This is a genomic window from Fibrella aquatilis (assembly GCF_017353255.1).
Lineage (GTDB): Bacteria > Bacteroidota > Bacteroidia > Cytophagales > Spirosomataceae > Fibrella > Fibrella aquatilis.
This window is the reverse complement of sequence record NZ_JAFMYU010000007.1, coordinates 244,727-267,271: the sequence shown is the minus strand read 5'-3', so window position 1 is coordinate 267,271 and position 22,545 is coordinate 244,727. Positions and strand designations below refer to the sequence as shown.

Annotated in this window: 13 protein-coding genes; 1 reads left to right on the top strand and 12 read right to left on the bottom strand. The window is 57.3% G+C overall.

What is annotated here, in order from left to right:
* Positions 1 to 102 precede the first annotated feature (102 nt).
* The 11 genes from J2I48_RS11630 to J2I48_RS11580 form a co-directional block, all read right to left on the bottom strand.
* Positions 103 to 3,657 carry a PVC-type heme-binding CxxCH protein gene (locus J2I48_RS11630; protein ID WP_207335610.1) on the bottom strand — a complete coding sequence of 1,185 codons (3,555 nt, stop codon included), beginning with the start codon at positions 3,655 to 3,657 and terminating at the stop codon, positions 103 to 105.
* 214 nt (positions 3,658 to 3,871) lie between these two features.
* Complete coding sequence (locus J2I48_RS11625; RefSeq protein WP_207335609.1) at positions 3,872 to 5,176, bottom strand: aminotransferase class V-fold PLP-dependent enzyme; 1,305 nt, start codon at positions 5,174 to 5,176, stop codon at positions 3,872 to 3,874.
* Positions 5,177 to 5,327: 151 nt separating this feature from the next.
* The gene (locus tag J2I48_RS11620) at positions 5,328 to 6,593 is read right to left on the bottom strand and encodes a spinster family MFS transporter (protein WP_207335608.1); all 1,266 of its coding nucleotides are present in this window, start codon (positions 6,591 to 6,593) and stop codon (positions 5,328 to 5,330) included.
* Positions 6,594 to 6,648: 55 nt separating this feature from the next.
* A complete protein-coding gene (locus tag J2I48_RS11615) occupies positions 6,649 to 8,037 on the bottom strand; it encodes a sensor histidine kinase (protein WP_207335607.1) in 1,389 nt (462 codons plus the stop codon).
* A gap of 91 nt (positions 8,038 to 8,128) precedes the next feature.
* On the bottom strand, positions 8,129 to 10,501 hold the full coding sequence (locus tag J2I48_RS11610) for a TonB-dependent receptor (RefSeq protein WP_207335606.1): 2,373 nt from the start codon (positions 10,499 to 10,501) through the stop codon (positions 8,129 to 8,131).
* 80 nt (positions 10,502 to 10,581) lie between these two features.
* Positions 10,582 to 11,178: a hypothetical protein gene (locus J2I48_RS11605; RefSeq protein ID WP_207335605.1), complete on the bottom strand. Its 597-nt coding sequence runs from the start codon at positions 11,176 to 11,178 to the stop codon at positions 10,582 to 10,584.
* Positions 11,175 to 12,314, bottom strand: a complete 1,140-nt coding sequence (locus tag J2I48_RS11600) for a serine hydrolase domain-containing protein (RefSeq protein WP_207335604.1) — start codon at positions 12,312 to 12,314, stop codon at positions 11,175 to 11,177. The genes J2I48_RS11605 and J2I48_RS11600 overlap by 4 nt, the downstream gene beginning before the upstream one ends.
* A 38-nt stretch (positions 12,315 to 12,352) precedes the next feature.
* On the bottom strand, positions 12,353 to 14,227 hold the full coding sequence (locus J2I48_RS11595) for an STN and carboxypeptidase regulatory-like domain-containing protein (protein ID WP_207335603.1): 1,875 nt from the start codon (positions 14,225 to 14,227) through the stop codon (positions 12,353 to 12,355).
* 46 nt (positions 14,228 to 14,273) lie between these two features.
* Entirely contained in the window at positions 14,274 to 15,308 is a 1,035-nt protein-coding gene (locus J2I48_RS11590; RefSeq protein ID WP_207335602.1) for a FecR family protein, read from the bottom strand.
* Complete coding sequence (locus J2I48_RS11585; protein ID WP_310587271.1) at positions 15,308 to 15,889, bottom strand: RNA polymerase sigma-70 factor; 582 nt, start codon at positions 15,887 to 15,889, stop codon at positions 15,308 to 15,310. The genes J2I48_RS11590 and J2I48_RS11585 overlap by 1 nt, the downstream gene beginning before the upstream one ends.
* A gap of 203 nt (positions 15,890 to 16,092) precedes the next feature.
* Entirely contained in the window at positions 16,093 to 17,451 is a 1,359-nt protein-coding gene (locus J2I48_RS11580) for a sigma-54-dependent transcriptional regulator (RefSeq protein ID WP_207335601.1), read from the bottom strand.
* Positions 17,452 to 17,480: 29 nt separating this feature from the next.
* Between J2I48_RS11580 and J2I48_RS11575 the strand changes: the two genes are divergently transcribed.
* Positions 17,481 to 19,241 carry an ArnT family glycosyltransferase gene (locus J2I48_RS11575; protein WP_207335600.1) on the top strand — a complete coding sequence of 587 codons (1,761 nt, stop codon included), beginning with the start codon at positions 17,481 to 17,483 and terminating at the stop codon, positions 19,239 to 19,241.
* 156 nt (positions 19,242 to 19,397) lie between these two features.
* Here the strand turns inward: J2I48_RS11575 and J2I48_RS11570 are convergent, their stop codons facing one another.
* A complete protein-coding gene (locus tag J2I48_RS11570; protein ID WP_207335599.1) occupies positions 19,398 to 22,475 on the bottom strand; it encodes a PAS domain-containing protein in 3,078 nt (1,025 codons plus the stop codon).
* Positions 22,476 to 22,545 lie beyond the last annotated feature (70 nt).

Genomic DNA, 22,545 nt, shown 5'->3' with positions numbered 1-22,545 from the left:
AAATGGATTTAAGTTTTTGAATTGAGTCAAGTTCCCTGTCACCCTGAGCTTGTCGAAGGGCCACCAGCGCGAAGCCACACACCGACTCAAAAGCACGCCTCCTCACTTCACCTTCAGCAGATAACTCAGCAGATCGTTGAACTCCTGTTCGTTCAACACCGTCCCGAACTGATTGGGCATGAGGGTGTGGCGGGAGGGCTGGCTATCGGCGATGTCGTTGCGGGGCACCACAAATTCGGTACCCATTACGTCGGCGTAGGTGATCGACTGGGCGTCGTCGCGGCGGAAGAGGGCCGTGCGCACCTCGCCCGACTTCAGCCTGATCGTGTACATCCGAAACGCCTCTGAAATATTGCGGTTGGGGTCCAGAATCTTGGTGGCCAAAGCCTTGCTGCCCCAGCTACCGATGCCGTCGAGTTGAGGGCCAATCAGGCCGCCTTCCCTGTTGATCTGGTGGCAGGTGGCGCAGTGAGTGGCAAAGACTTGTCGGCCATTGTCGGCTATGCCTCCTGAAGCAGAGAATGACGCTAACCGACTCGTAATCAACACTTCACGCGCTTCGTCGATGGGTGACAGGTTGGCCGTCAGCTGGTCGTAGCGGGCCTTTTGGGGCTGACTGATGTTAAGCAGCAGCCGGTCCTGAATGCCGGGCTGCACCAGCATGCGGGTGTAGAGCGTGCCGGTGGTCACCTGCGCCATGATCAGGTCTTTCCCCATCGCCGAACTCGCCAGCGACTTAAGCAACTCTAACTGCACCTCGCCGTGGGTACGTTTCAGGGCCGATTCCATCACCGCCTCAATCTCCGGGCGCGGCGTATCGCCGAGGATCGTGGCCAGTTGAATGCGGAACGGTACCGGCTGCTGCTCGTCTTCGATGTAGCTGCTCAGCAAGTTTGCGTAGCGGACGGGGGCCAGCTTCATCAGCGATTTGGCACTTGCCAGCCGGAAATAATAAGGCAACGATTGGTTGGGCAGGGTGGCCTGCAACAGTGGCTCCAGCGTGGTGATACCAAAGTCGCCCACCAGCTCCAGCGCGAAGCGTTTTTGCTCGTCCAACTCCTTGGGACTCACCATGGGCAGGATCGGCGTGGCGGTACCCCGCACGTTGGTGATGCGGACAATGCCCGGCGTGAGATCAACAAGCTCCAGGTACACCCGTTCGCCTTCGTGAGCGGCCAGCCCCCATGTCACTTCGTCGGCGCGGTACTCGTCGGCCCTGGCCAATTCCGTACAGGCTAGTTGGTGGGTTGTGTCTGTGGCCGACACCAGCCGCACCAAGTGTTTGGGTCCGCTGCTCCGTACGGCGTTGAAAGATACCACACTGAACGCCAATTGCTTAGGAGCCATAAACGCCGGCGATCTGACCACGCCTTTGTAGCCCCCCAGGTCGAAACCCAGGAATTTCTGGTCTTTCGCAAAGGCCATATTCTGGGGGGGCGGGGTAAGCGAAACAGGGTTGTCTTTCAGGTACGTGGGTTCCGCCAGCCGAAACGTCCAGTCAGGCCGGGGGCCATCCAGCCGGGGGCTATCCAGCAGTTGCTTCGCGAGCACCACAGCCCACGCCTTCACCGACTCGTTGACCACTGACCCCTGCTTTTTAATGGCCTGCTGCACACTTTTAAACAGGGTGAACTGCCCGTTTTTGTCAGCGTCATATTTGTCGCGCACAAACTGCACCAGGTCATCGCGTTCGGTGTCGGTCAGGAACCGGGCGGCATGGCCCAGATACGTTAGCTCGTCGGCTTTGGTGAGGGGCAAACGCTGCACGGTCTGAAACAAAAACTGCGCGGCGTAGGCCTCATTCACCCCGCTCATGGGTCCGGCAAGGGCTTGCCGTTGTTCCGTGGCCCAGCTTGCTGAGGCGACCTCCTGACCCAGCAGTTTGTTGCGAAGCAAAGTCCGCAGAGCCAGGCGAACGGTGTAAGTCAGGTGCGTATCCAGCGAATCGATGGTGGGCTGATAATCGAGCAGAGCCCGGATGGTTTCCAGCCTGGGGTAATCCGTCAGAGCTTCCACTGCCGCCCGCCGCACGTGTGGGCTAGGGTCCGCCAGCCCAAGCCGGGCCTCGGCCAGCAGCGTATCCGACCGCCCCGGCGATTCGTGCACGACCCGCATGGCGTGGGTACGGATAAGGGCCTGCTTATGGTGCAACGCATTCATCAGCAGGGCCTTAGGCAATGCTTTTAGCTGGTTCAGCGCCCACATACTATGCACATATTGATCCGGCGGGGTGTTTTTTCGGACCGACACGGCGAGTAACGCACCCACGGCGGGTGGCCCAACGCGGTTGACAAGCTGATCCATCGCCAGCATCCTGACGGGCAGGTTACCTTTGGCCAGCGCGTTGATCAACTCAGCAACCGGTGCCTTGGTCCAGTCGGTGTAGCCGAGTTTGTCAACTTTACCTTTATACGTAATCCGCCAGATACGGCCCCGCTGCCGGTCACGGCCGGGGTTGTCGAGTGGCACTTCGTAATGGCCAATGATGCGGTTGTAGAAGTCAGCTACGTAGAGCGCACCGTCTGGCCCTTCCACGATATCGACGGGCCGGAACCAGGGGTCGTCACTTCGCATTAGCTCGCCCTCGTTCTTTGCCACCGGCGATGATCCGTTGAACGTGAACGAGTTACGGTAAATCCGGCACTTCACCACGTCGCCGACGTAGAAACTGTTGCGGTACGTTTCGGGGAAAAACGGACTCGACGGCAGGGCAATGCCAGCCAGCGCCGTAGCCTCGCGTTCGTGGGGTTTCATAGCCGGGGCAAAGCCAATACTTTCCGAAATACGCCCGAAATGCGGGTACTCTGCCCCCCGAATCAACTGCGTTAGCGGCGACGAATGGCTGTCGGGCGAATACAGATATCCCCAGCGGTCATACACCAGACCAAACGGATTTACCCGGCCTTTGGTCACGAGTTCGGCCCGGCTACCATCCATCCGAAATCGGAACGTACTGCCCGACTCCAGCTTGGCCGTGTCGCCGTCTGCCCCCGGTACTTTCGATAGGTTCGTGAAGCCGTGACATGCCTGAATCCAGCCGTCGAACCCCCGCGTGATGTGGTTGACCATGCCGTGGGTGTCGGTATAGCCAAACGGCCCCAGCAGTTTCTGGCGTTGGTCGGGTTTGTCGTCGCCGTTGGTGTCGGTGAAGCGGTAGAGGTTGGGAATGCTGAAGGCCAGCAGCCCGTCGTGGGTAGGCAACAGCCCGATGGGGATGTTCAGCGTGTCGAGCACGGTGGTACCCGAATCGGCTTTGCCATCGTGGTTGCGGTCTTCGAGGATCAAAATCCGGTCGGTGCCCTTGCCCGCCTTAGCCGCAAACGGGTATTCCCCCGACTGCGAAACCCACAACCGCCCTTTGGCATCGAAGGCCATATTCAGCGGTTTGCCAATCAGCGGTTCCGACGCAAACAGGTTGATCTCGAACCCCGGCGGCAGCACAAAACCAGCCTGCTCCGCCTCAGGTGTGCGCGGGTCACTTTTGCGGATGTGCTCGTCAAAATCTCCCCCGCTGAACCGGGTTCTGGCCGTGTCTACCTCGGCAGTCTGCTCCGTTGCAGCAGTAGGCTTGGTGAGTTTCAGGGCCGTCGTACAACCAATCACCCCTGCCAGAAGCAGCAGGTAACTTGTCTGTAGTATGTTGATCCTGAGCGGCATATAGAATAAAAGTTTCGGAACGCGGATGACGCCGGTCCGCCGGTGCGGGATTGGGCTGATAGACACAGATTTTTTTGGACAGGATTATCAGGATTTCAGGATTTACGGGATTTTTTAAATCCGTTTTTGGGCGAGAAAAAGAAAATCCTGTTCATCCTGCAATCCTGATAATCCTGTCTAAAAAAATCCGTGTCTATCAGCCCAATACCCCTCTTTACTTCCGTTTTTTACCCGCAATCTGCGTGATGGCGGTTACCAGCCGGTCAAGGTCGGCGGGGGAGGTGTAGACGTGGGGGGTGATGCGGACGCAGCTGATGTTTTCCCAGTTGGTGGGCGACGTGTTGATCTTGTAGTTGGCAAACAGTTGGCCTTCCAGTTCGGCAATCGTCATCCCGTCGATGCTCACGCCGCAGATGCCGCAGGAGAACGGGGCTTTCAAAGACGTATGCAACCGCACGCCCGGCACCTTCTGCACGCGCTCGGCCCAGTAGTTTTTCAGGTAACGTACCCGCTCTTCTTTGCGCTTCGTGCCAATGGCGTTATGCACGTTCAGGGCCTCGCCAATGGCCTGCTCAATGGCGAAACTGCGCGTGCCGATGGTCTCGAATTTACGGATATCGTCGTCCTGCGGTTTGCTGTTGCAGAACAGGGGCCAAATGCCCGCAATCTTCTCTTTTTTAATCCACAACATGCCTGTACCCACGGGTGCCGACAAAAACTTATGGAGGCTCGTGCCAAAATAATCGCAGCCCAGTTCGGGAATCGTAAAGTCCAGTAAACCAAACGAATGCGCCCCATCCACGAGTACCTCGATGCCCCGTTTTTTGGCCATCTGGCAAATCTTCTGCACCGGCATGATCTGCCCCATCCAGTTGATGACGTGGGTGACGTGGATGACTTTGGTGGCGGGCGTAATGGCTTTTTCGTACGCCTGCACAATGACGTCGTCGTCTTCAATCGGAAACGTGAAATTGAGCTGCTTGTACACAACCCCTTCGCGCTGAGCACGTTGCCGCCACGCCTGCACCACGTTGGGGTAGTCCTGCAAGGTGCCAATGACCTCGTCGCCGCGCCGTAGGTTCAGCCCATAAATCACCGTCAGCAGCGCCTCGGTGGCGTTGCGGTTAATCGCAATCTCCCCCGCCGACGTGCCTGCCAGCAGGGCCAGCTTGTCGCGGACGGCTTCGCGCCCCTGATCCAGCAGCCGCCACATATAATAGGATGGCCCCTGATTGATCATGGCGTTATAGCGGTCCAGCGCCTGTTGCACCACCAGCGGCGCAGGCGACACCCCGCCGTTGTTGAGTATCAGAATGTTAGACGACGATGCGGGGTACGCCTGCTGAATCTGGTACCAGTAATCTTCATCGGCAGCTACCTGTTGCGGACTCAGGTGGGCCAGCCGGTTACCCGCCTCCGACCAGGCGGCACCGTGCGCCTGCGCAAACAGGCTGGACGCCGAAAACGCCCCACCCGCCAGGGCCAGTTGCTGAAAAAATGTACGTCGAGTAGGATGCATATCGGAGTAAGAGGGAACGTAGATAACAAGTTTTTTTGGACAGGATTATCAGGATGGCAGGATGAACAGGATTTTCTTTTTCTCGCCCAAAAACGGATTTAAAAAATCCCGTAAATCCTGAAATCCTGATAATCCTGTCCAAAAAAACTTGTTATCTACGTTCCGTTTTTTCGGGTTTGATACCGTAGACCAAGACCGCACATAGGACCAATAATACAGAGGCTAGTTGGAAAAGCAGGCTCAGGTTCACGTGGCCGTCGCGGAGGCTACCCCCGGCGTAGATGCCCAGGCCACCCACCACACAACTAAACAGGTTCAGGATGCCATAGCCCGTGGCTCGATAGCGCGGGTCGGTGATCTGGCAGAGGATGGGCATCATGTTGGCATCGGCGAAGGTGCGCGTAAGGGCGTAGACCATGAACCCCGCCACGGCTGCGACCAGCAGACTTGTACTACTCGCCAGAAAAATAGCCGGGGCGGCCAAGCAGAAACCGATGGCAGGCACCAGCATCCGCCCGCGTATGTTGGTGCGGCTCCAGCGGTCGGCCCAGAACCCGCCAATGAGCACGCCAACGAGGGCGGCGGCGTGGAAATAGGCCGTGCCGTAGATACCCGCCTGCGTTTGGGATAGCGAAAACTGCTCTTTGAAATAGGTCGGTAACCACGCCAGCACCAGCCAGTTAGCCACACCCAGCAGTCCCCAGAAACTCAGCGCCAGCCAGAATTTAGGTCGCCGGAAAAGGTCTTTCAGGGCCGCCCCAAAATGTATTTCGCCTGCCTCTGGTAATTTTTGTGCTTCGGGTGAATCCAGTTGGCGGGGGGCATCGCGCAGGAGCAGGGCCAGCAAAACGGCATAGCCCACGCCCAGGCCACCCAGTGTGCTGAAGGCCGTATTCCAGTGCCAGTGGTCGGCTATGTAGCCGCCTAGAAAACCCAGGCTTTGCCCCGCCATAATGCCTGCCATGTGGATGCCCGTGGCCAGCGACCGGGTGCTGCCCCGGTGGTAATCGGCAATGAGGGCGAGGGCGGCGGGGATATAGCAGGCCTCGCTGATGCCCATGAGTGCCCGCGTGGCCAGCAACTGGGGAAACGTAGTAGCGTAGGCCGTGAGCCAGGTCACCACCGACCACACAAACAGGCTACCCACAATGACCCGACTGCGGTTGAAGCGGTCGGCCATGAACCCAGCCAGGGGACTCAGCCCGCCATATACCCACAAAAACACCGACGTCAGCAAACCAAACTGGGCGTCGGTCATGGGCATATCGGCCACAATCGACGTCCGCATGGTGGTGATCATGATCCGGTCGAGGTAGTTCAGGCACCCCACCACACACAGCAACACCACCACCAGCCAGGCCTTCGCAGGCAGGGCCGAGGTGGCGGAACGGGTCGTTTCGAGGGTAGCAAGTGCCATACAACTGCCAGGATTACCCGAATCTGGCTAATTTAAGCGGCAAGTCAAAAAAACCTCAAAAAGTCAGGCAAAATGCGGTGCCTTCACCCACGGTGGTGTCGACGGTGAGTTGGCCGCCTTGCTGTTGCATCATCTGGCGCGAGAGACTGAGGCCAATGCCGGAACCCGTTTTTTTGGTGGTGAAAAAGGGGATGAAAATCTGCTCCAGGGCTTCGGGTTCAATGCCGGGGCCATTGTCTGCTACACGGATGGTGAGGCGGGCCGCGTCGGGGAGGGCCTCGAAGTGGATGATCGGCCTGGGGGTACGCTCTACGGCTTCGCGGGCATTTTTCAGCAGATTCAACAAGATCATTTCCACCTGTGCTTCGTCGGCGCGGATGGTGCGCGGGGTGTCGGGCAGGGTCACGCGCAGGTCAATCTTTTGCTCGTCGAAGGTGGGGCGTACCAGTCCGGCCACGCGCTGCATCAGGGCCGATACGGGCACGTCGGTCAGGCGGGGTGTGGGGATGGTGGTGAAATGGCGGTAGGCATCTACGAAGCGCATAATGCCCTCGCCGCGTTGTGCAATGGTGGCCAGGGCATCGCGCAGATCACCCACGGCCTCGGTCAGGATAGGGGCATTAGGGCCTTCTGTGGGCAGGTTTTGGGCGATGTCCTGTTCCAGAATGGCCTGCATCGTGCCCGTCAGCGACACCAGCGGCGTGACCGAGTTCATGATTTCGTGGCGCAGTACCTTGGTCAGGTTCTGCCAGGCATCGACCTCCTTTTGCTGCAACTCAGACCGGATGTTTTGCAGCGATGCCAGCGTGACCAGCCGCCCCCGCAACCGTACGTCGGTGGTGCGGATGGCCAGGTCGTTGCCCTGCCCGGCGGCGTAGGCAAAGGCCGCCTGCCGCCCCGGCCCCGTCAGCCGGGCGGGCAGGTCGGGGTGCTGCGCTTCGAGGTCCGACAGTAGCCGCAGCCGGTAGGTGTTTAGCAGCTTCAGCGCCGCCTGATTCACCAGTTCCACCTGACCGGAGGCGTCGAACGCGAGCAGGCCCACGCTCACGTGCTGCACAATGGTGTTGAGGTACTGGAGGTTGGCTTCTTTCTCGGCCCGCGCCTGCCGAAACGCTTCCAGCACCTCGTTAAACTGCTGGTTGACCTGCGCAAACGACGGCCCCAGCCTGTTGTTGGCGTTGAAGGTGATGGCAAAGTCGGAGTACCGCACCGACTCCAGGAAGAACGTTAGCTTGCGGTTGATACCCGTTACGTACTGGTAAAGGTTCGCTACCAGCCAAAGCAGGAAGATCCCTGTCACGATCAGTAACGGCATGGTGAGGGTGGGCACAATGGTGCTGCGGGTTATCAGCCCCTGCCGCATCAGCCATAAGTACGTGGCTAGCCCGACCAGCAGGAATAGCCCACCGATGCGCACGACAATACCAATCGCAAATCGATTCATTACTACAGTACAGAAACCGAACGGTCGTCGATTTCTCCCCCGAACTTCGCGCCAGAATCAGAACAATACAAGATATAGGTTTTCAACACCTTTAAAACGCTACTCTATAACTCAGCACGGGCAACAACCCCGTTTGGTAATACGTGTGGGTGTTGCCGGTCTGCGGGTCGAACCAGGTGCCGAATACGTTTTGGCGGTTCGTTATGTTCTGGACGTCGAGCGAGAGGGTACGGGTGCTGCGGGGGCGGTTCTTTTTCCAGCTAAACCGAACGTCGGTGCGGAAGTAGTCGGGCAGTTTATTGGTGAACGCTAAGCTATCGAACCGAACCGTTTCGCCCCGCTTCCGCGACGTGGGTATGTTGATGGGCGTTTCGCGAAAGCCGCCGTTATAAGTCATTTTTATGTTGATCCCCAGCGTGTTACGCTCGTTTAGCACGAACTCTTTGCCCGCCAGAAAGCTCGTGGCTTGCCCCCCGTCGAAACGGCTGCGTCGCCAGATTTGGTCAGAACCCTGGTACTCAGACCGGTAGAGCGACGATGACAGCATGAAATACAGGCCGTTGTGTAGAAACTGCTCCAGCGTCAGTTCCAGCCCGTAGTTGCGACCCCGGCCCGTGCTGGCCAACGGACGCGAGTAAAATCCGTCGGTGTCATTGATGAGCGCAAACGACGAGGCCGAGTCGGCACTGATGGGGATGTTGAACAGCGACTGATAATAGGTCTCGACTTTCAGGCGAAGGTAGTCAGTAAGGCGGCGGTCGTAGGCCAGCACGAAGTGGTGCGCCCGCGTGAACCCCAGTGATTGATTGGTTCGTGGTGTGGGCACGTCCGTTCCAAGTCCGTCGCCGACCGGGCGGCTGGCGAAAAGTGAGGCGGGGTTTTGCGTTTGGCTGTGCAGGCCATAACCGAAGCTGAAGGCCTGCCCCGCGCCAAACGCCCACCGCACCGACGCGCGCGGTTCGAGAGCAGCGGTGCCGTTGAGGGCGAGCCGCAGGTAGTGCAGCCCGGCGTTGAGGGTCAGGACTTCGGTAGGGCGGTAATTCCACTGCGCGAAAGCTTGTAGGGTACTGGTACGTTGGTTGGCGACGTTGACCGTGCGCACGAGCCGCCGTTGCTCGGCATCCCAAGCGTTGCGGGCCAGTTCATAGCCAATCTGCGTGCCAATCAGCCCCGCCCGAAACGTGTGTTGGGCGTTGAGTTTGTGGGTGAGCGTAGTCGACAAAATGCCTTTGCGGATCACGTATCCCTCTTCTGCCCGCAATTCCGGTACGTAGGTGGGCAAGAGCCAATCCGTGCGCGACCGGTTTTCGTAGCCCGACAGCAGGGCCACCGTTTTCAGGTACGTCCGCGGGCCGATGTTGAGGGCGTGGGCAAGGCCCGCCGCGCCGGTGTTGGCAGTATAGCGCTGATCGTAGCGGTCGAACTCGCCGGTCCAGGTGGTCGAGTCGCGCTTGGCATCGATGTTTTGTGTGCTCAGCCCGCCGAAACCGAAGAGCGTGAACGTACCCAGCCGGGTGGTGGGCAAATAGACGTTGAACGACAGATCTTGAAAGTTTGTCTGCCCCGGCCCCACGTCCAGCCCCGCCTTACTGAGCAGCGATAGCGTGGAGTAGCGGTAATTGAACAGATACGACCCTTTATAACCCTTTTTGAACGGCCCCTCTGCCGAGACGTCGAGGCCCAGTACGCCTGCTTGCAGGGTACGTTCGGCCTTTTGGTTGTTGCCCCGCCGCAGCCGCAGATCAAACACGCCCGACAGCGCGTTACCGTATTCAGCGGCGAAGGCTCCGGTCAGGAAGTCGGAGTTGGCGAGCAGTTGGGCACTCAAAATCGAGATACCGCCCGACGCCATGCCCACCCCGCCGAAATGATTGGGATTGGGAATCTCGACGCCCTCCATGCGCCACAGCAGGCCGTTAGGCGTGTTGCCCCGGATCACGATCATGTTGTTGCCGTCGTTGGCCCCAACTACCCCGGCATAGGCCGTGGCCATACGGGCAGGGTCGTTGACGGCGGCGGCGAACCGTTGCGTTTCTTCCACCGAAAACGTCCGCGCCGATACCGTCGAGAGTTCGTTGAGGGGCTTGTCTTTTTCGAGCGTGGGCCGCACGACCACCTCGGCCAACTGCCCCACGGTCTCTTCCAGGGCAATGGTGAGGACGAGTTCTTTGCCTGCATCGACTACGACGTTGGCGAGCAGGGCCTCTTTATAGCCCACAAACGAGACCTTGAGCGTTTGCCGCCCCACGGGTACGTTTGTCAGCCGAAACGACCCGTCGGCTTCGGTCATGGTGCCGCGCACGGGGTTGGCACTCAGCAGCACCACCGTTGCCCCCGGAATGGGCGTTTGCACCGCCTGATCCACCACCGACCCGCGAATGGTTTGCGTAAACCCCGCCTGCCCCCAGGCAGACACCGACAGCAACAGGCTCACAAGCAGAGCCGACAGAAAGGAAGAAGACATAGCGTGCAGTTAGTTTGCCGCTATGACAGGTGGGGAGGTGAGGACCCCTATTCACCGGTTGTTATCGACAGCTAGTTGTATTACCGCTTGCCTATCTTAATTGTAGGTACGTAGGTAAGGCCTGTCTCAATGGCATAAGACGCTTCAAAAAAAAGCTGTTTACTTGGATAATTATAGTTAACGGAGCCTCGCAAAAAATACAAAAAGGGCAGCTTCGTTTTACGTCTGAAATCATACCCTATACCTAGGCAAATAGATGGCATGACCGACGCCTGCGCTGCTTTTCGTTTTGCTATTAATTGGCCTTGGCCACCCACTTCGTATTCAGTATACGCATAAAATTTGTGAAGGTACCCTAAGCCAATACTACCCTCAGCTAACAAGCCAGAATTAGCCGTTTTTCTCAGCCCGATTCTTGGTAATACAGAAAGAGCCGTAAAATTTTGATCGGCAACGAAGGCAGCTAACTGAACCGAACTTATCACAGTATAATGCTCGGTAGTAGCCAGGTATCTCTCTACACCAAAAAGCAAACCGTGATTTGTTACTTTATCCCCGTAGTAACCTGCCGAAAAACCAAAACGTTTAGTTAATGGCGTTCCTTCTTTCGTTGCTTCCTGAGAAAATGCGCAGCAATAACTTATAGCGAAGCAAATTATTAACAGTGGCGTTTTCATTTTTCTGATGCAAATTTATATAGTGAATAGATGATTAAATCAAGATTGGCGGTATCGGAATTCGTAAACACGATAACGCCTATTTTGCTTTCTGGGTCAAATTGCATAGATGTCGTGGTTCCGCTCTCATTTCCAACGTGGCCAAACAGTATTTTTCCTTTAATGTTTGAATAATACATCCCTAATCCAAAATCAAGATTAAAGCCAAACTTATTTATAGTTAAGGTGTATTTTTTCATGAGGTCTACAGTTCTCTTGGACAGAATCTGCGTGTTGTTGAACACACCATCGTTCATTAACATCCGCTGAAATTTAGACAAATCGGTAGGCGTAGTTCGTATACCACCATTTGGATAGTCTATGAAGGTGAATGGGTCTTCTGATGAATTGATGGTAGGCGTGCCTGTAACGGCAAGCTCCGTTAGGGGACTATTTTTTAGCCGCCACTCCGTTTTTGACATGCCTAAAGGCACGAAAATTTGTTGCTTGCAGTAGTCGTCAAAAGGTTGCCTGGCAACTCGCTCAATGAGATAACCCAACAAAGCAAAACCCATGTTGGAATACGTTCCTTTTGTTCCGGGCGAATAGTTGTCGAATTTCTTCACGCGATAGAATTGTCCGGCGGGATCGAATATATCTCGAAAAAAAGTAGACAGCGGTGTCGGGCAGTCTTCATTCCAACAGTAGAAATCAAATGAATTAAACCCTGTGTCGGAAATGCTACTTGAGTGATTCAGTAGCATCCTTGTTGTGATGGGTACATGGCTAAATTGCGGATTCCGAACTTGAAACGGCAAATAAGTGCTTATATCAGCGTCTAAATCCAACTGCTTGTTTTCCGCTAATTTGAGAGCCGCAACTGCCGTGACGGTTTTAGAAACACTGGCGATCAGAAATCGCGTATCAATACTGGCTTCTTTTGTACGGGTAGCCTTGCCAAGCGCCTCTGCCCATAGCAACTGATTTCCTTTCACTACAGCAAATGATAAGGCATTCAAGTTTTGAATGCCTTTTTCTGCATTAATGATTTTTAAAATAGTTTCTTTAGACGATGCGTCTACAATTAAATCTTGCTGCTTCTCGCAAGCGAATAAACTCAGAAAGAGCAATACATAGGGTTGCGTTCTTGTTTTCATACGTAAAAAGGATGGTATGCCTCGATGCCTTGTTATAATCATAGCCGAACGGCCAGGTTGCCTTGCCAGCCGAGCCAGCCGGTCCATTGGGTGCGGGGGTTGGCGGGCGAGTCGGAGGAGACGAGCAAGGCGGGGAGCGTGATGCCGCGCAGGGCAGAGCGGTCGCGGTCATCAGGATGGTAGGCGTTGAGCGTGGGGCCAACCGAGAAGGATAGTCGCCCGGCGAGTTGCCTGGTCAGCAGTGGCGAAAGGCGCAGCAGCCGGTTTTCTTCGGCCACGGGTTCGTTCACCCGGTTGAGCTGATGCACAGACGCCTCAAGCGCCAGCGACCAGCCCCGGAATTCGGTGGTGCGGGTGCCCAGGCCATAGCCGAAACTCCAGACGTTGGTGGCCGGGTTAAGGCCCACCGTGAAGATGTTGTAGAACCGCCGCACGCCCGTGCGGAAGCTGACGTTCAGCGTCGTCACCTCGTTGGCCGACAGGCTCAGGTCGCGGTAACCGCCCTGCTTCACGTAGCTGAAAAAGCCAATCGGCACGCGTTTCGAGACATTGGCTACGTTGATGAACCCCAACTGCCCCCCACGCGCCACCGTATCGGCATAGTTGAGAAACCCGCTGACCTGCCAGCCGCGCAACGTACCCGCTACGTGGTTACTGAAGCCCGCGAGTTGCACACCTGCCACATCGCCCGGCACTATGTTGGTAAAGCCAGCCGCCTGCACACCCTGCACGTCGCGCCGGACCACGTTCAGGAAACCCGCCAGTTGCACGCCCCGCACGTTGCCGCCTACAAGGTTCAGAAAGCCTGCCGCTTGCAGGGGGGCCACGTTGCCCTGGTTTGTATTGAGGAAGCCGGCCAGTTGTACACCCCGCGTGTTGCCCCCAACCAGGTTACCAAAGCCCGACAGTTGTACGCCCTGCACATCCTGCCGCACGATATTGTATAGCCCGCCCAGTTCCAGTTTCCGCACCCCCAGCGAATAACCGACCAGGATGTTGAGCGAATAGTCGTTGATGATGCGACCGTCGAGGGCGCGGTTGCTGCCAAGGGTCGGCAAAAAGCTCACCTGCCAGGTTCGGTAGAGGGTGTCGCGGTCGAGGTTTATGTCGGTGATGAGTTGCTTGGCCGACAATGCCCACCGGCCCATGCGGCGGCGGGTGCGGGCCAGAAACGAAGGCGGTACTGTTACTTCGTCTAAGCCGGTGGGTACATACGCGACCGGGTATGTGGCCACCAACGGAAGCAGCGCCGTATCGGGCAGCGGCGTAGTAGGTACTGGAAGCTGACCCGCTACGACTGGCAAGCGCGGGATTGAGTCGCCGAACGTGGCACGGCGGGCGGCGAGGGTGAGGTAAATGTTGAGGGGCTGGGTTTGGCGGGTCGACACCGTCAGTGACCGGTTGACGTAGGTTTCGCGGCGCACTTCCAGCCGTATAGTTGGCAGAGCCGTCGGGAGTTTAAGCCGGTAATAACCGTAGCCATTTGACACCGCCGACCGTAGCGAGGTACGTTCAAAGAGCGTTACGGCCCCAATCCGGTCGGCGGTTTCGCGGTCGATTATGTAGCCGTCGAGGATGAAATCTTTCGGTTGGGCGGGTTCATCAGCCTTGAGCAGGATCACATGATTACCCCGAACCCGCACGCGCACACTGCCGCCAAACAACTGTCCCAAGACCTCGCGTACGGGCAGGTTACTGACCCGAAGCGTTACAGGCGGGCGTTGCGCCAGCAGGGCCGGGTTGTACGAAAAATTAAACTGCCCTGCTTGGCTAATGGCCGCCAGGGCCTGTTCCAGCGGCTCGTTGCGCAGGTTGAGCGAGACGAGCCGTTCGAGCGGCGGACGCGTTTGGGCGTATGCTAACCCACTGATTAACAATAAAATAATCAGTATCTTGGAGCGAAGTGCAGTCATATCCGTCGTGTTTCTGGCCTTATGACCGTCGAGGCGGCACTTACCCCTATTCACACCCCTCCCCCACCAATACCCACGCCGTACCGTCGCGGCGGAGGCGTAGTGATAGGGTTTCGGCTACCACGGGCAGCACCGCATCAAGCGGTTCATGGTCGAATTCGGCACTCAGCCGACAACGACGCAGACCGACGGTCGAGAGGCGAATGTCGGCCCCGTAGGTGTCGCGCAACGCCTGCACTACCTCAGCCAGCGGCTCGTTAGCGAAGGTCAGTCGGCCCGTCAGGTAAGCCAGGTTATTTTTATCGAGGGGGCGTACGCGACGCAAAGTGTCGCCCTTGGCCAGGTACGTTACCTGCTGATTGGCTTCCAGCACGACCACTTCTCGCGGGGCGCCTACCCGCACCCGCCCCGACCGAACGGCCACCCGCACGCTATCGCCCACGACCCGCACCCCAAACGATGTACCCAGCACCCGCACAATGGTCTGCCCGGCCCGCACCCGGAACGGATGCTTAGCATCATGCGCCACGTCGAAAAAGGCCTCGCCCGTCAGCGTCACGTCGCGGCTGCTGTCGGCGAAGGTGGTGGGGTAGGTGAGTTGGCTGTTGCGGTTGAGCGTAATGCGTGAGCCGTCGGGCAGGGACAGTTGGCGGGTAGCGGTAGTAGTTGTGGCCGATAGCATCGCCAATGGCTGGGGCGACGTGCCCGGCTGCACCACGCGCCACAGCAGCAACCCAAACCCGCCCAGCAGCACCACCGCCGCCACCCGGCCATAACGCCCAAGCCAGGTGCGTGCCGGTGGCTGGGTAAGCGGCTTCACAAAGCCGGGCGTAGGTACGTCAGCGGCAGGGCGTTGCATCTGTGACCAAACGCGTTGCCAAGCGGCGTCGGTGTCAATGCCATCGTCGAGGGGTCGGCGGGCAGCGGCTTGCCAGAGGCGAGCAAACCGGTCGAACTCGCGTTGGTTGGTCGGGTCGGTCAGCCAACGACGTACCTGGTCGGCCTCGGTATCGGAGGCTTCGCCCGCCAGATACTTGCCCAGCAGGGCGTCGTCGATGGGGAATTGCGGTTCAGTTGCCATTAGCAGATGGCCTCCCCGGCCAGCAGACATAGAAGTGGTAGATAGTCGCTCAATTCGGTGCGCAGGATACGGAGTGCTTTGCCAATCTGATTTTCGACCGTCTTGGCGGCAATGCCCAGCCGATCAGCAATTTCTTTGTACGATAACTCGTCGAAGCGGCTCAGTTCAAACGCCCGTCGGCACTGTTCGGGCAATTGCCCAATGGCGTGTTGAAGACGTGTGCTCAACTCGTCGGCAAAGACCGCCTGTGTGGGGCTGGGTACGTCGGCGTAGAGTTCCATGGCGGCCCGTTCGCGGTGGGCTGCCTGCGTCTTTTGCTGGTCGAGCCGGTTTAGGCAGCGGTTGTGTACAGCCCGGTACAGATAGGCCTTCAATGAACTGGTAATGAGCAGTGTTTCGCGGCGTTCCCAGATAGCCAGAAACACGGTTTGCACCACTTCTTCGGCCTCATCGGTATCGTGTAGAATAGGCAGGGCGTAGCGGCAAAGCGGGGCATAATGCAGGCGAAAGATATCCTCAAACACCGCTTCGTTGCCGATACGGATAGCACCAATCAGGCTATCGTCTGGGTTGGTCTGCACAGATGGGCGGGTCGCTGTCAGGTCCTTGCAAGGTTTGTATCGCACCTATGACAGCCAGTCAGGCGCGCACCCCTATGTTGAAGGCAAAAAAGTCATTGGTCATTCGCTGCGCTGTCATTCAATGGTCATTTGTTGTATAGGCAATGAATGACTACTGAATGACCACTGAATGACAGCGCAGCGTAATGACCAATAACCTCTTTTCACATCCCATATTTCTCCATCCTCCTGTACAATGCCTGCCGCGAAAGGCCAAGCTGGCGGGCTACGTCGGTGATGTTGCCGCCGTGTTTTTGCATGGCCTGCTGAATGAGGCGGCGCTCTACGTCTTCGAGCTGCATGGTGTCGTTGCCCGGCAGGCCGCCGCTACCCTGCATGGATGCGGGCGACGAGCCGAAGAAAAAATCGTCGGGCGTCAGTACGGGGCCGCGGGCCAGAATCACGGCCCGCTCAATGGCGTGTTGCAGTTCGCGGACGTTGCCCGGCCATTGGTATTGCTTCAGGTGCTTCACCAGGTCGGGGCTGATCTGACCCACAGCACGGTTGTATTGCTTGCGGTAGCTGCGCAAAAAATGTTCGGCCAGGGGGCCAATGTCGTCGGGGCGCTGACGTAGGGGCGGAATCTGAATCTCGATGGTGTTGACCCGATATAGCAAATCCTGCCGAAACGACCGGTCGGCCACGCGGGCGTTGAGGTCGGCGTTGGTGGCGCAGATCAGGCGTACATCTACGGAACGGGGTTTGTTGCTGCCCACCCGCGTCACCTGCCGCTGTTGCAGCACCGTGAGCAGCCGCGCCTGTTGAGGCAGGCCCACGTTGCCGATTTCGTCGAGAAAAATGGTGCCGCCATTGGCTTCTTCAAACCGCCCGGCACGGTCGTCGCGGGCGTCGGTGAAGGCTCCTTTCACATGGCCAAACAACTCGCTTTCAAAGAGGCTGTCGGGCAACGCACCCAGGTCGGCGGCCACAAAGGGCTTGTCGCGGCGGTTCGAGAGGCGGTGAATTTCGCGGGCCAGCACATCTTTGCCGGTGCCATTTTCGCCCAGCAGCAGGATGTTGGCATCCGTAGCAGCCACGCGCTCAATGGTGTCCAGAATCTGACGCATGGCCGCGCTTTGGGCAATCACGGTGGGCGCAGCGGTGCTTTTCTGACCCATAGCGGCCATTTCGCCGCCCCCCTGCCGCCCCGCTATGGCCGTCCTGATCACCTCCACGAGCTTATCATTTTCCCACGGCTTGAGCACAAAATCGCTGGCCCCGGCTTTGATGGCCCGCACCGCCATCTCCACGTCGCCATAGGCCGTGAAGAGCACCACGCGGGTAGTAGGGTCGGCATCCAGAATACGGTCGAGCCAGTCAAAGCCTTCCTTACCCGAACTCACGTCGCGGGTGAAATTCATGTCGAGCAAGATGGCGTCGTAGCGGGTCTGGCCCAGCAAAAACGGCAGCTTGTCGGGGTTCTTTTCAATATCGACCTGGCCAACGTGGCGCTTTAGCAGCAATTTGGCCGCCAGCAACACATCGGCGTCGTCGTCTACAATGAGGAGTTTGGCAGTCTGCATGGGGTAAATATATCATATACCTTTGTCGTATGTTCTCAAATCGCCTGTTTTACGCGTTGCTTGCGGTGGTGGTCGCCATCAATTTCACGGCCCTGTGTTTGCCCATTATGGAACCCGACAATGGGTTGTATGCCACCATTGCCAAGCGCATGTACCTCACCGGCGACTACCTGAACCTGTACTCCTGCGAGCTTGATTTTCTGGACAAACCGCGGCTACCGTTTCTGCTTAACGTGCTGTTTATGAAGGTGTTCGGCTTTGGTTCACCCGCCGCCGCCACCGCTGCCTATAAGCTGCCCGCGCTGCTGTGTTTCTGCGGAAGCCTCTGGTATACCTACCGGTTTGCCCGCCTCAACTACACCCGGACGGTGGCGCAACTGGCTACGCTGATGTTTGGCACCGCCTACCACGTTATCCTATCCAACACCGACGTGCGGGCCGAGCCGTTTCTGACCCTGTTTATCATCGGACCAGCGTTTCATTTTACGAAGGTGTGGCAACAGCATGAAGAAAATGGGCATACGCCTGTAAGGATGTTTTCCGGTAACCATTGGTTGCATCTGGTGGCCGGGTCGGCGCTGATGGCGGGGGCCATGATGACCAAAGGGCCGGTAGTGCCGGTGGTCACGGTGGGGGCCGGGCTGGCTATCAATGCCTTGCTCAAGGGCCAATGGCGGGGCCTCTTTCACCTGCGCTGGCTCATTGCGGCCCTGCTCACGCTGCTTTTCATCACACCCGAACTCTACGCCCTCTACCAGCAGTTCGACCTGCACCCGGAGAAAGTGATCTATGGCAAAACGGGCACGTCGGGCCTGCGGTTTTTCTTCTGGGATAGTCAGATGGGGCGCTTTCTGAACAACGGTCCCCTGCGCGGCAACGGCGACCCGCTGCTGTTTACCCATACGCTGCTGTGGGCACTGCTGCCGTGGGCCTTTTTGTTCTACGCCGCCACGGGCCGGGCCATAGCGGGGTTACTCCGGCGTAACAAAAACGACGCCCCTCCCCTGCCCGAATACGTGTCGCTGGGGGCGGGCGTGACCCTGTTTATCCTGTTTTCGGCCTCACGATTTCAACTGCCGCACTACCTTAACATTGTCTTCCCGTTCTACACCATCCTGGCCGCCCATTACCTTACTCTGTTGACAACCAGAGCCTTACGCGACTGGACAATAGCCCAAACAATCATGGCGGTGCTGGTGCTGGCGTTTGTGACGGGCATTTTTGTCATCTACCACCCCGCGCGGTTTATTCCCGGCCTGATCTGGATCGCGGGGCTGACCGTGGGTACGGCGGTGCTGTTCTGGCGAAGCGCGGCTGAAGACGAACGCACCGCCCTGCTCACCGTGCTGATGGGCCGCATGGTGGGCCTGATGGTCATGATCGGTGGCCTTATCAACCTGTTTTTCTATCCGTCGGTGATGCAGTATCAGGCGGGTATGGTGGCTGCCGAGTATACCAATGCCCGGCCCGCATTGCAGCAGACAACCTACCTCTACGGGTTTCAGACCTTCGGCGAAAGCTCGTGGACGTATGAGTACTACACGCAGCACCCCACCCACTACATCTACCAGGATTCGACCCTGCGGCGGCTCACCAACACCGCGCCTGTGCAGGTACTCACCACCGCCGTCTACGCCGATTCATTGGCCGCTAAAGGCTTCACCGTCAGGCGAATAGCCTCATTTCCCTACTACCGCGTCAGCCAGCTTTCGGCCCAGTTCATCAACCCCGCCACCCGCCCCCAGACGCTGAAGGCCTATGTGCTGGCGGAGGTTAGAGGCGGTTTGTAGTTTGTGGTTTGTGGTTGCTGACGCGCGGCCCCTCGACTGCGCTCGGGGTGACAACGACCTTGAATCAATTCAAGAAACTGAATCTAGCTTCCTGTCACCCCGAGCGCAGTCGAGGGGCCGCGCGTCAGCAACTACAAACTACAAACCGCCCTCCCCTCAACCTGGCAAATACACCGTAAACGTGCTGCCTTTGTCTAATTGGCTGGTGACGGCGATGGCGCCGTTGTGGCGCTCCATGATTTTTTGGCAGATAGACAACCCAATACCCGACCCCACGTATTGGCTGCGGCCATGCAGACGTTGAAACACCTGGAAAATACGGTCTGTATACTTTTCGTCGAAACCAATGCCATTGTCGGTAACCGAAATAACGTGATAGCGTTTAGTAGTCGGCTTAGCCTGGTCAGTAGGTAACGGGGACAGCAGGCCGGGCGGCACGTCGGCTCGGTTTATCAGGCGGTAGCTGATCTCGATATCAGGGGTGACGCCTTTGGGGCAAAATTTAAGGGCGTTGGAAAGCAAGTTCTGAAACAGTTGCCGCATCTGAAGGGGATCGGCATGGAGCGTGGGCAGGTCGGCCTGCCGAATCTGGGCTTTGCTCTGATAAATGGCTACCCACAAATCTTCCTCCCGAATCTGCTGCACCAACGTAGCCAAATTCACCGACCTGAACGTGTCGAGTTGCATATCCACCTGTGAATACACCAGCAGGTCCTGAATGAGTTGCCGCATCCGGTCGGCAGAAGCCGTCATGCGCCGGATAATGTCGGTCGCGTTGGAATCAAACTGCCCTGCATACTGCGTATTGAGAATGTTGGCAAAGGAATTGATCTTGCGCAAGGGCTCCTGCAAGTCGTGGCTGGCCACGTAGGCAAACGACTGTAGGTTTTCGTTCGACCGCTTTAGCTCGTGGTTGGCCACCTCCAGCTGATGCCGATACTGTTGCGTGGCGGTAATGTTTTGCGCCGCCGCCACAAAGCCATCGCCAAATCGAGCCACCGAAAAGTCGTACCACTGATCGCCCCAGTTCACTTCCAGTCGGGCCGACTCGCCCGTTTGTACTACCTGTTTGTAACAGGCAAAGAGGGGCGTGTCGAGCAAACCAGGGAAATAACGCGACACGCGCCGGTACTGCACCTTATCGACGGTGCTGTTGAACGCCGCCGCTGCCGACTGGTTAAGGTGAGTCATGCGGAAGTCAACAATGGCTCCGGCTTCGTCGCGGATGCTCTCGTGCACCACTATGGCCGTTGGCGTGGTGTCCATAACCCGTTCCAGCAGGTCGGCATACTGATGCTGGGCCAGTTCGGCTTCTTTCAGCGCCGTAACGTTGGTGTAGGTATAGAGCAAACAGTCCTCGACACGGCTGAATGCTCCATCGAACCAGCCCTTGATGCCGTGCGAATCGAACGGGAACGTCAGACTTTGGGCTTCCCCGCTCTGCATCACCTGCACCATACGCTGATACATGTCGGACGCCTGCCAGCCGGGAAACAGATCGCCCACCACGGCGCCCGTCAGTTCAGCCAGGCTCAGGCCCGTGGTTTTGGCGTTGTATTCGTTGGTGAGTACATAGCGAAAATCGACAATACTACCCTGATCATCGCGCACGGGACGGGCCAGCATCATGCCCGCCTGCATGGTGTCGATGACCCGTTGCAGTAAGGTTGCCTGTTGAATTTTCTCGCGCTCATACTGTCGCAACTTACTCACCTCCAGTACATTAACTAGAATTCCATCGTTCCAGGGTTGGGCCGAAATTTCATACCAGGCTTCGTGACCATTGTTATAATAATGCTCAAACTGCTCAGCCTGCCCCGTGTTGATGACGTGAGCATACCGTTCCAGCAATGTGGTTCCTTTTATAGGAGGTAACAGATCACCCAGGGTCTTCTGTGTGGCGTCTTCTGCCGTGGCGCGGGTCATGGCTATCGACGCAGCATTGCGGAACACCGGCCTGACGTCGACAATAGTACCGGCCTCGTTGCGGATGGGCTGGTAAACGGCAATACCCATCTGCGACGACTGCTGAATACTTTCTAACAGTTGTGCCTGTTGCTGTGCCCGTAACTCAGTCTCTTTTTGCAAACTGATGTCAGTATACGAAGCCACTACCCCGTCGCCATAGGCCGAAACCGCCCCTACCAGCCAACTATTGTGGCCATCCAGTTCATAGTGGATGTCGAATTGCTGCGGCACCTGCGTTTCGGTCACGGCCACGTACCGGGCAAACACACCCGATTCAACCACGCCAGGCACCACATTGGTCAGCAGGTTGCCAACAAGCTTGTCTTCAGGTACCCCCGTTTGCTGAATCATGGCCCGGTTGACCAGCACCACCCGGAAGTTACGAATACTACCCTGCTCATCGCGTACGGCCTTCAGCACCAAAATCAACGTCAGAGCGTTGTCTAGCACTGCTTTGTATTGTTCGGCCTGCTGCTGAATCAGTAGCTCGGCTCGCTTGCGTTCGGTGATGTCGGTCCAGGTGATGACCAGCCCATCGTTCAGCTTTTGAGTCTGAATAGTGGCCCAGCAATCCAGGCCGTCGAGGCCGTAATACAATTCTAACTGCTGCGGCTCACCGGTTTCAATGGTCTTGGCATAGCAGGCAAATATATCTGTCTCAAAAATGCCCGGATACAGCTTACCATAACGCTGCCCTACCATATCGGTGGCGGTATAGCCAGCCATGGTAGCCGCGATCTGGTTGACGGCCACAATCAGAACATCGTTTACTTGCCCATTGTCGTCCCGAATAGCCCGGCCTACTACCACCCCGCAGGTAACCGTGTTCATCAGTGTATCAATAAACTGCATTTGCTCTCGCTGATCCTGAACGGCCCGCCCCACAAACCCAACCTCACGGCAGATAAGCAGCACACCGTCGTCAGACTTAGCGGCCAGCATGTCGTACTGATGCAGGCTACCGTCTAGCTGCCAGCGGCAATCCATATCGAACCGAACAGGCCGCCCCGACTCTACCACCAGGCTATAGAGTTGAATGAGGTACTGTGCCTCAGTAGGGGGAAATAGCTGGCTGGCCAACTGACCAATCATAGCCGACTGAGGGCGGTTCCAGGTGGCCAACGCTATGTCATTGATTAACGTTAGCTGGAAATCAATGATCTTGCCGTCAGTCTGTCGCACAGCCTGATACCCTACCATTCCGTTTGGCACCTGCGTTATGTCAATCTCGTAGGCTAAATTTTCAGACCTATCAGCTGCTGTCATACGAAAGGAGAGTCGTATAAAATACCAGTACTTTTTACTTAAACATTCTTGTGTGTGTTACCAGTACAAA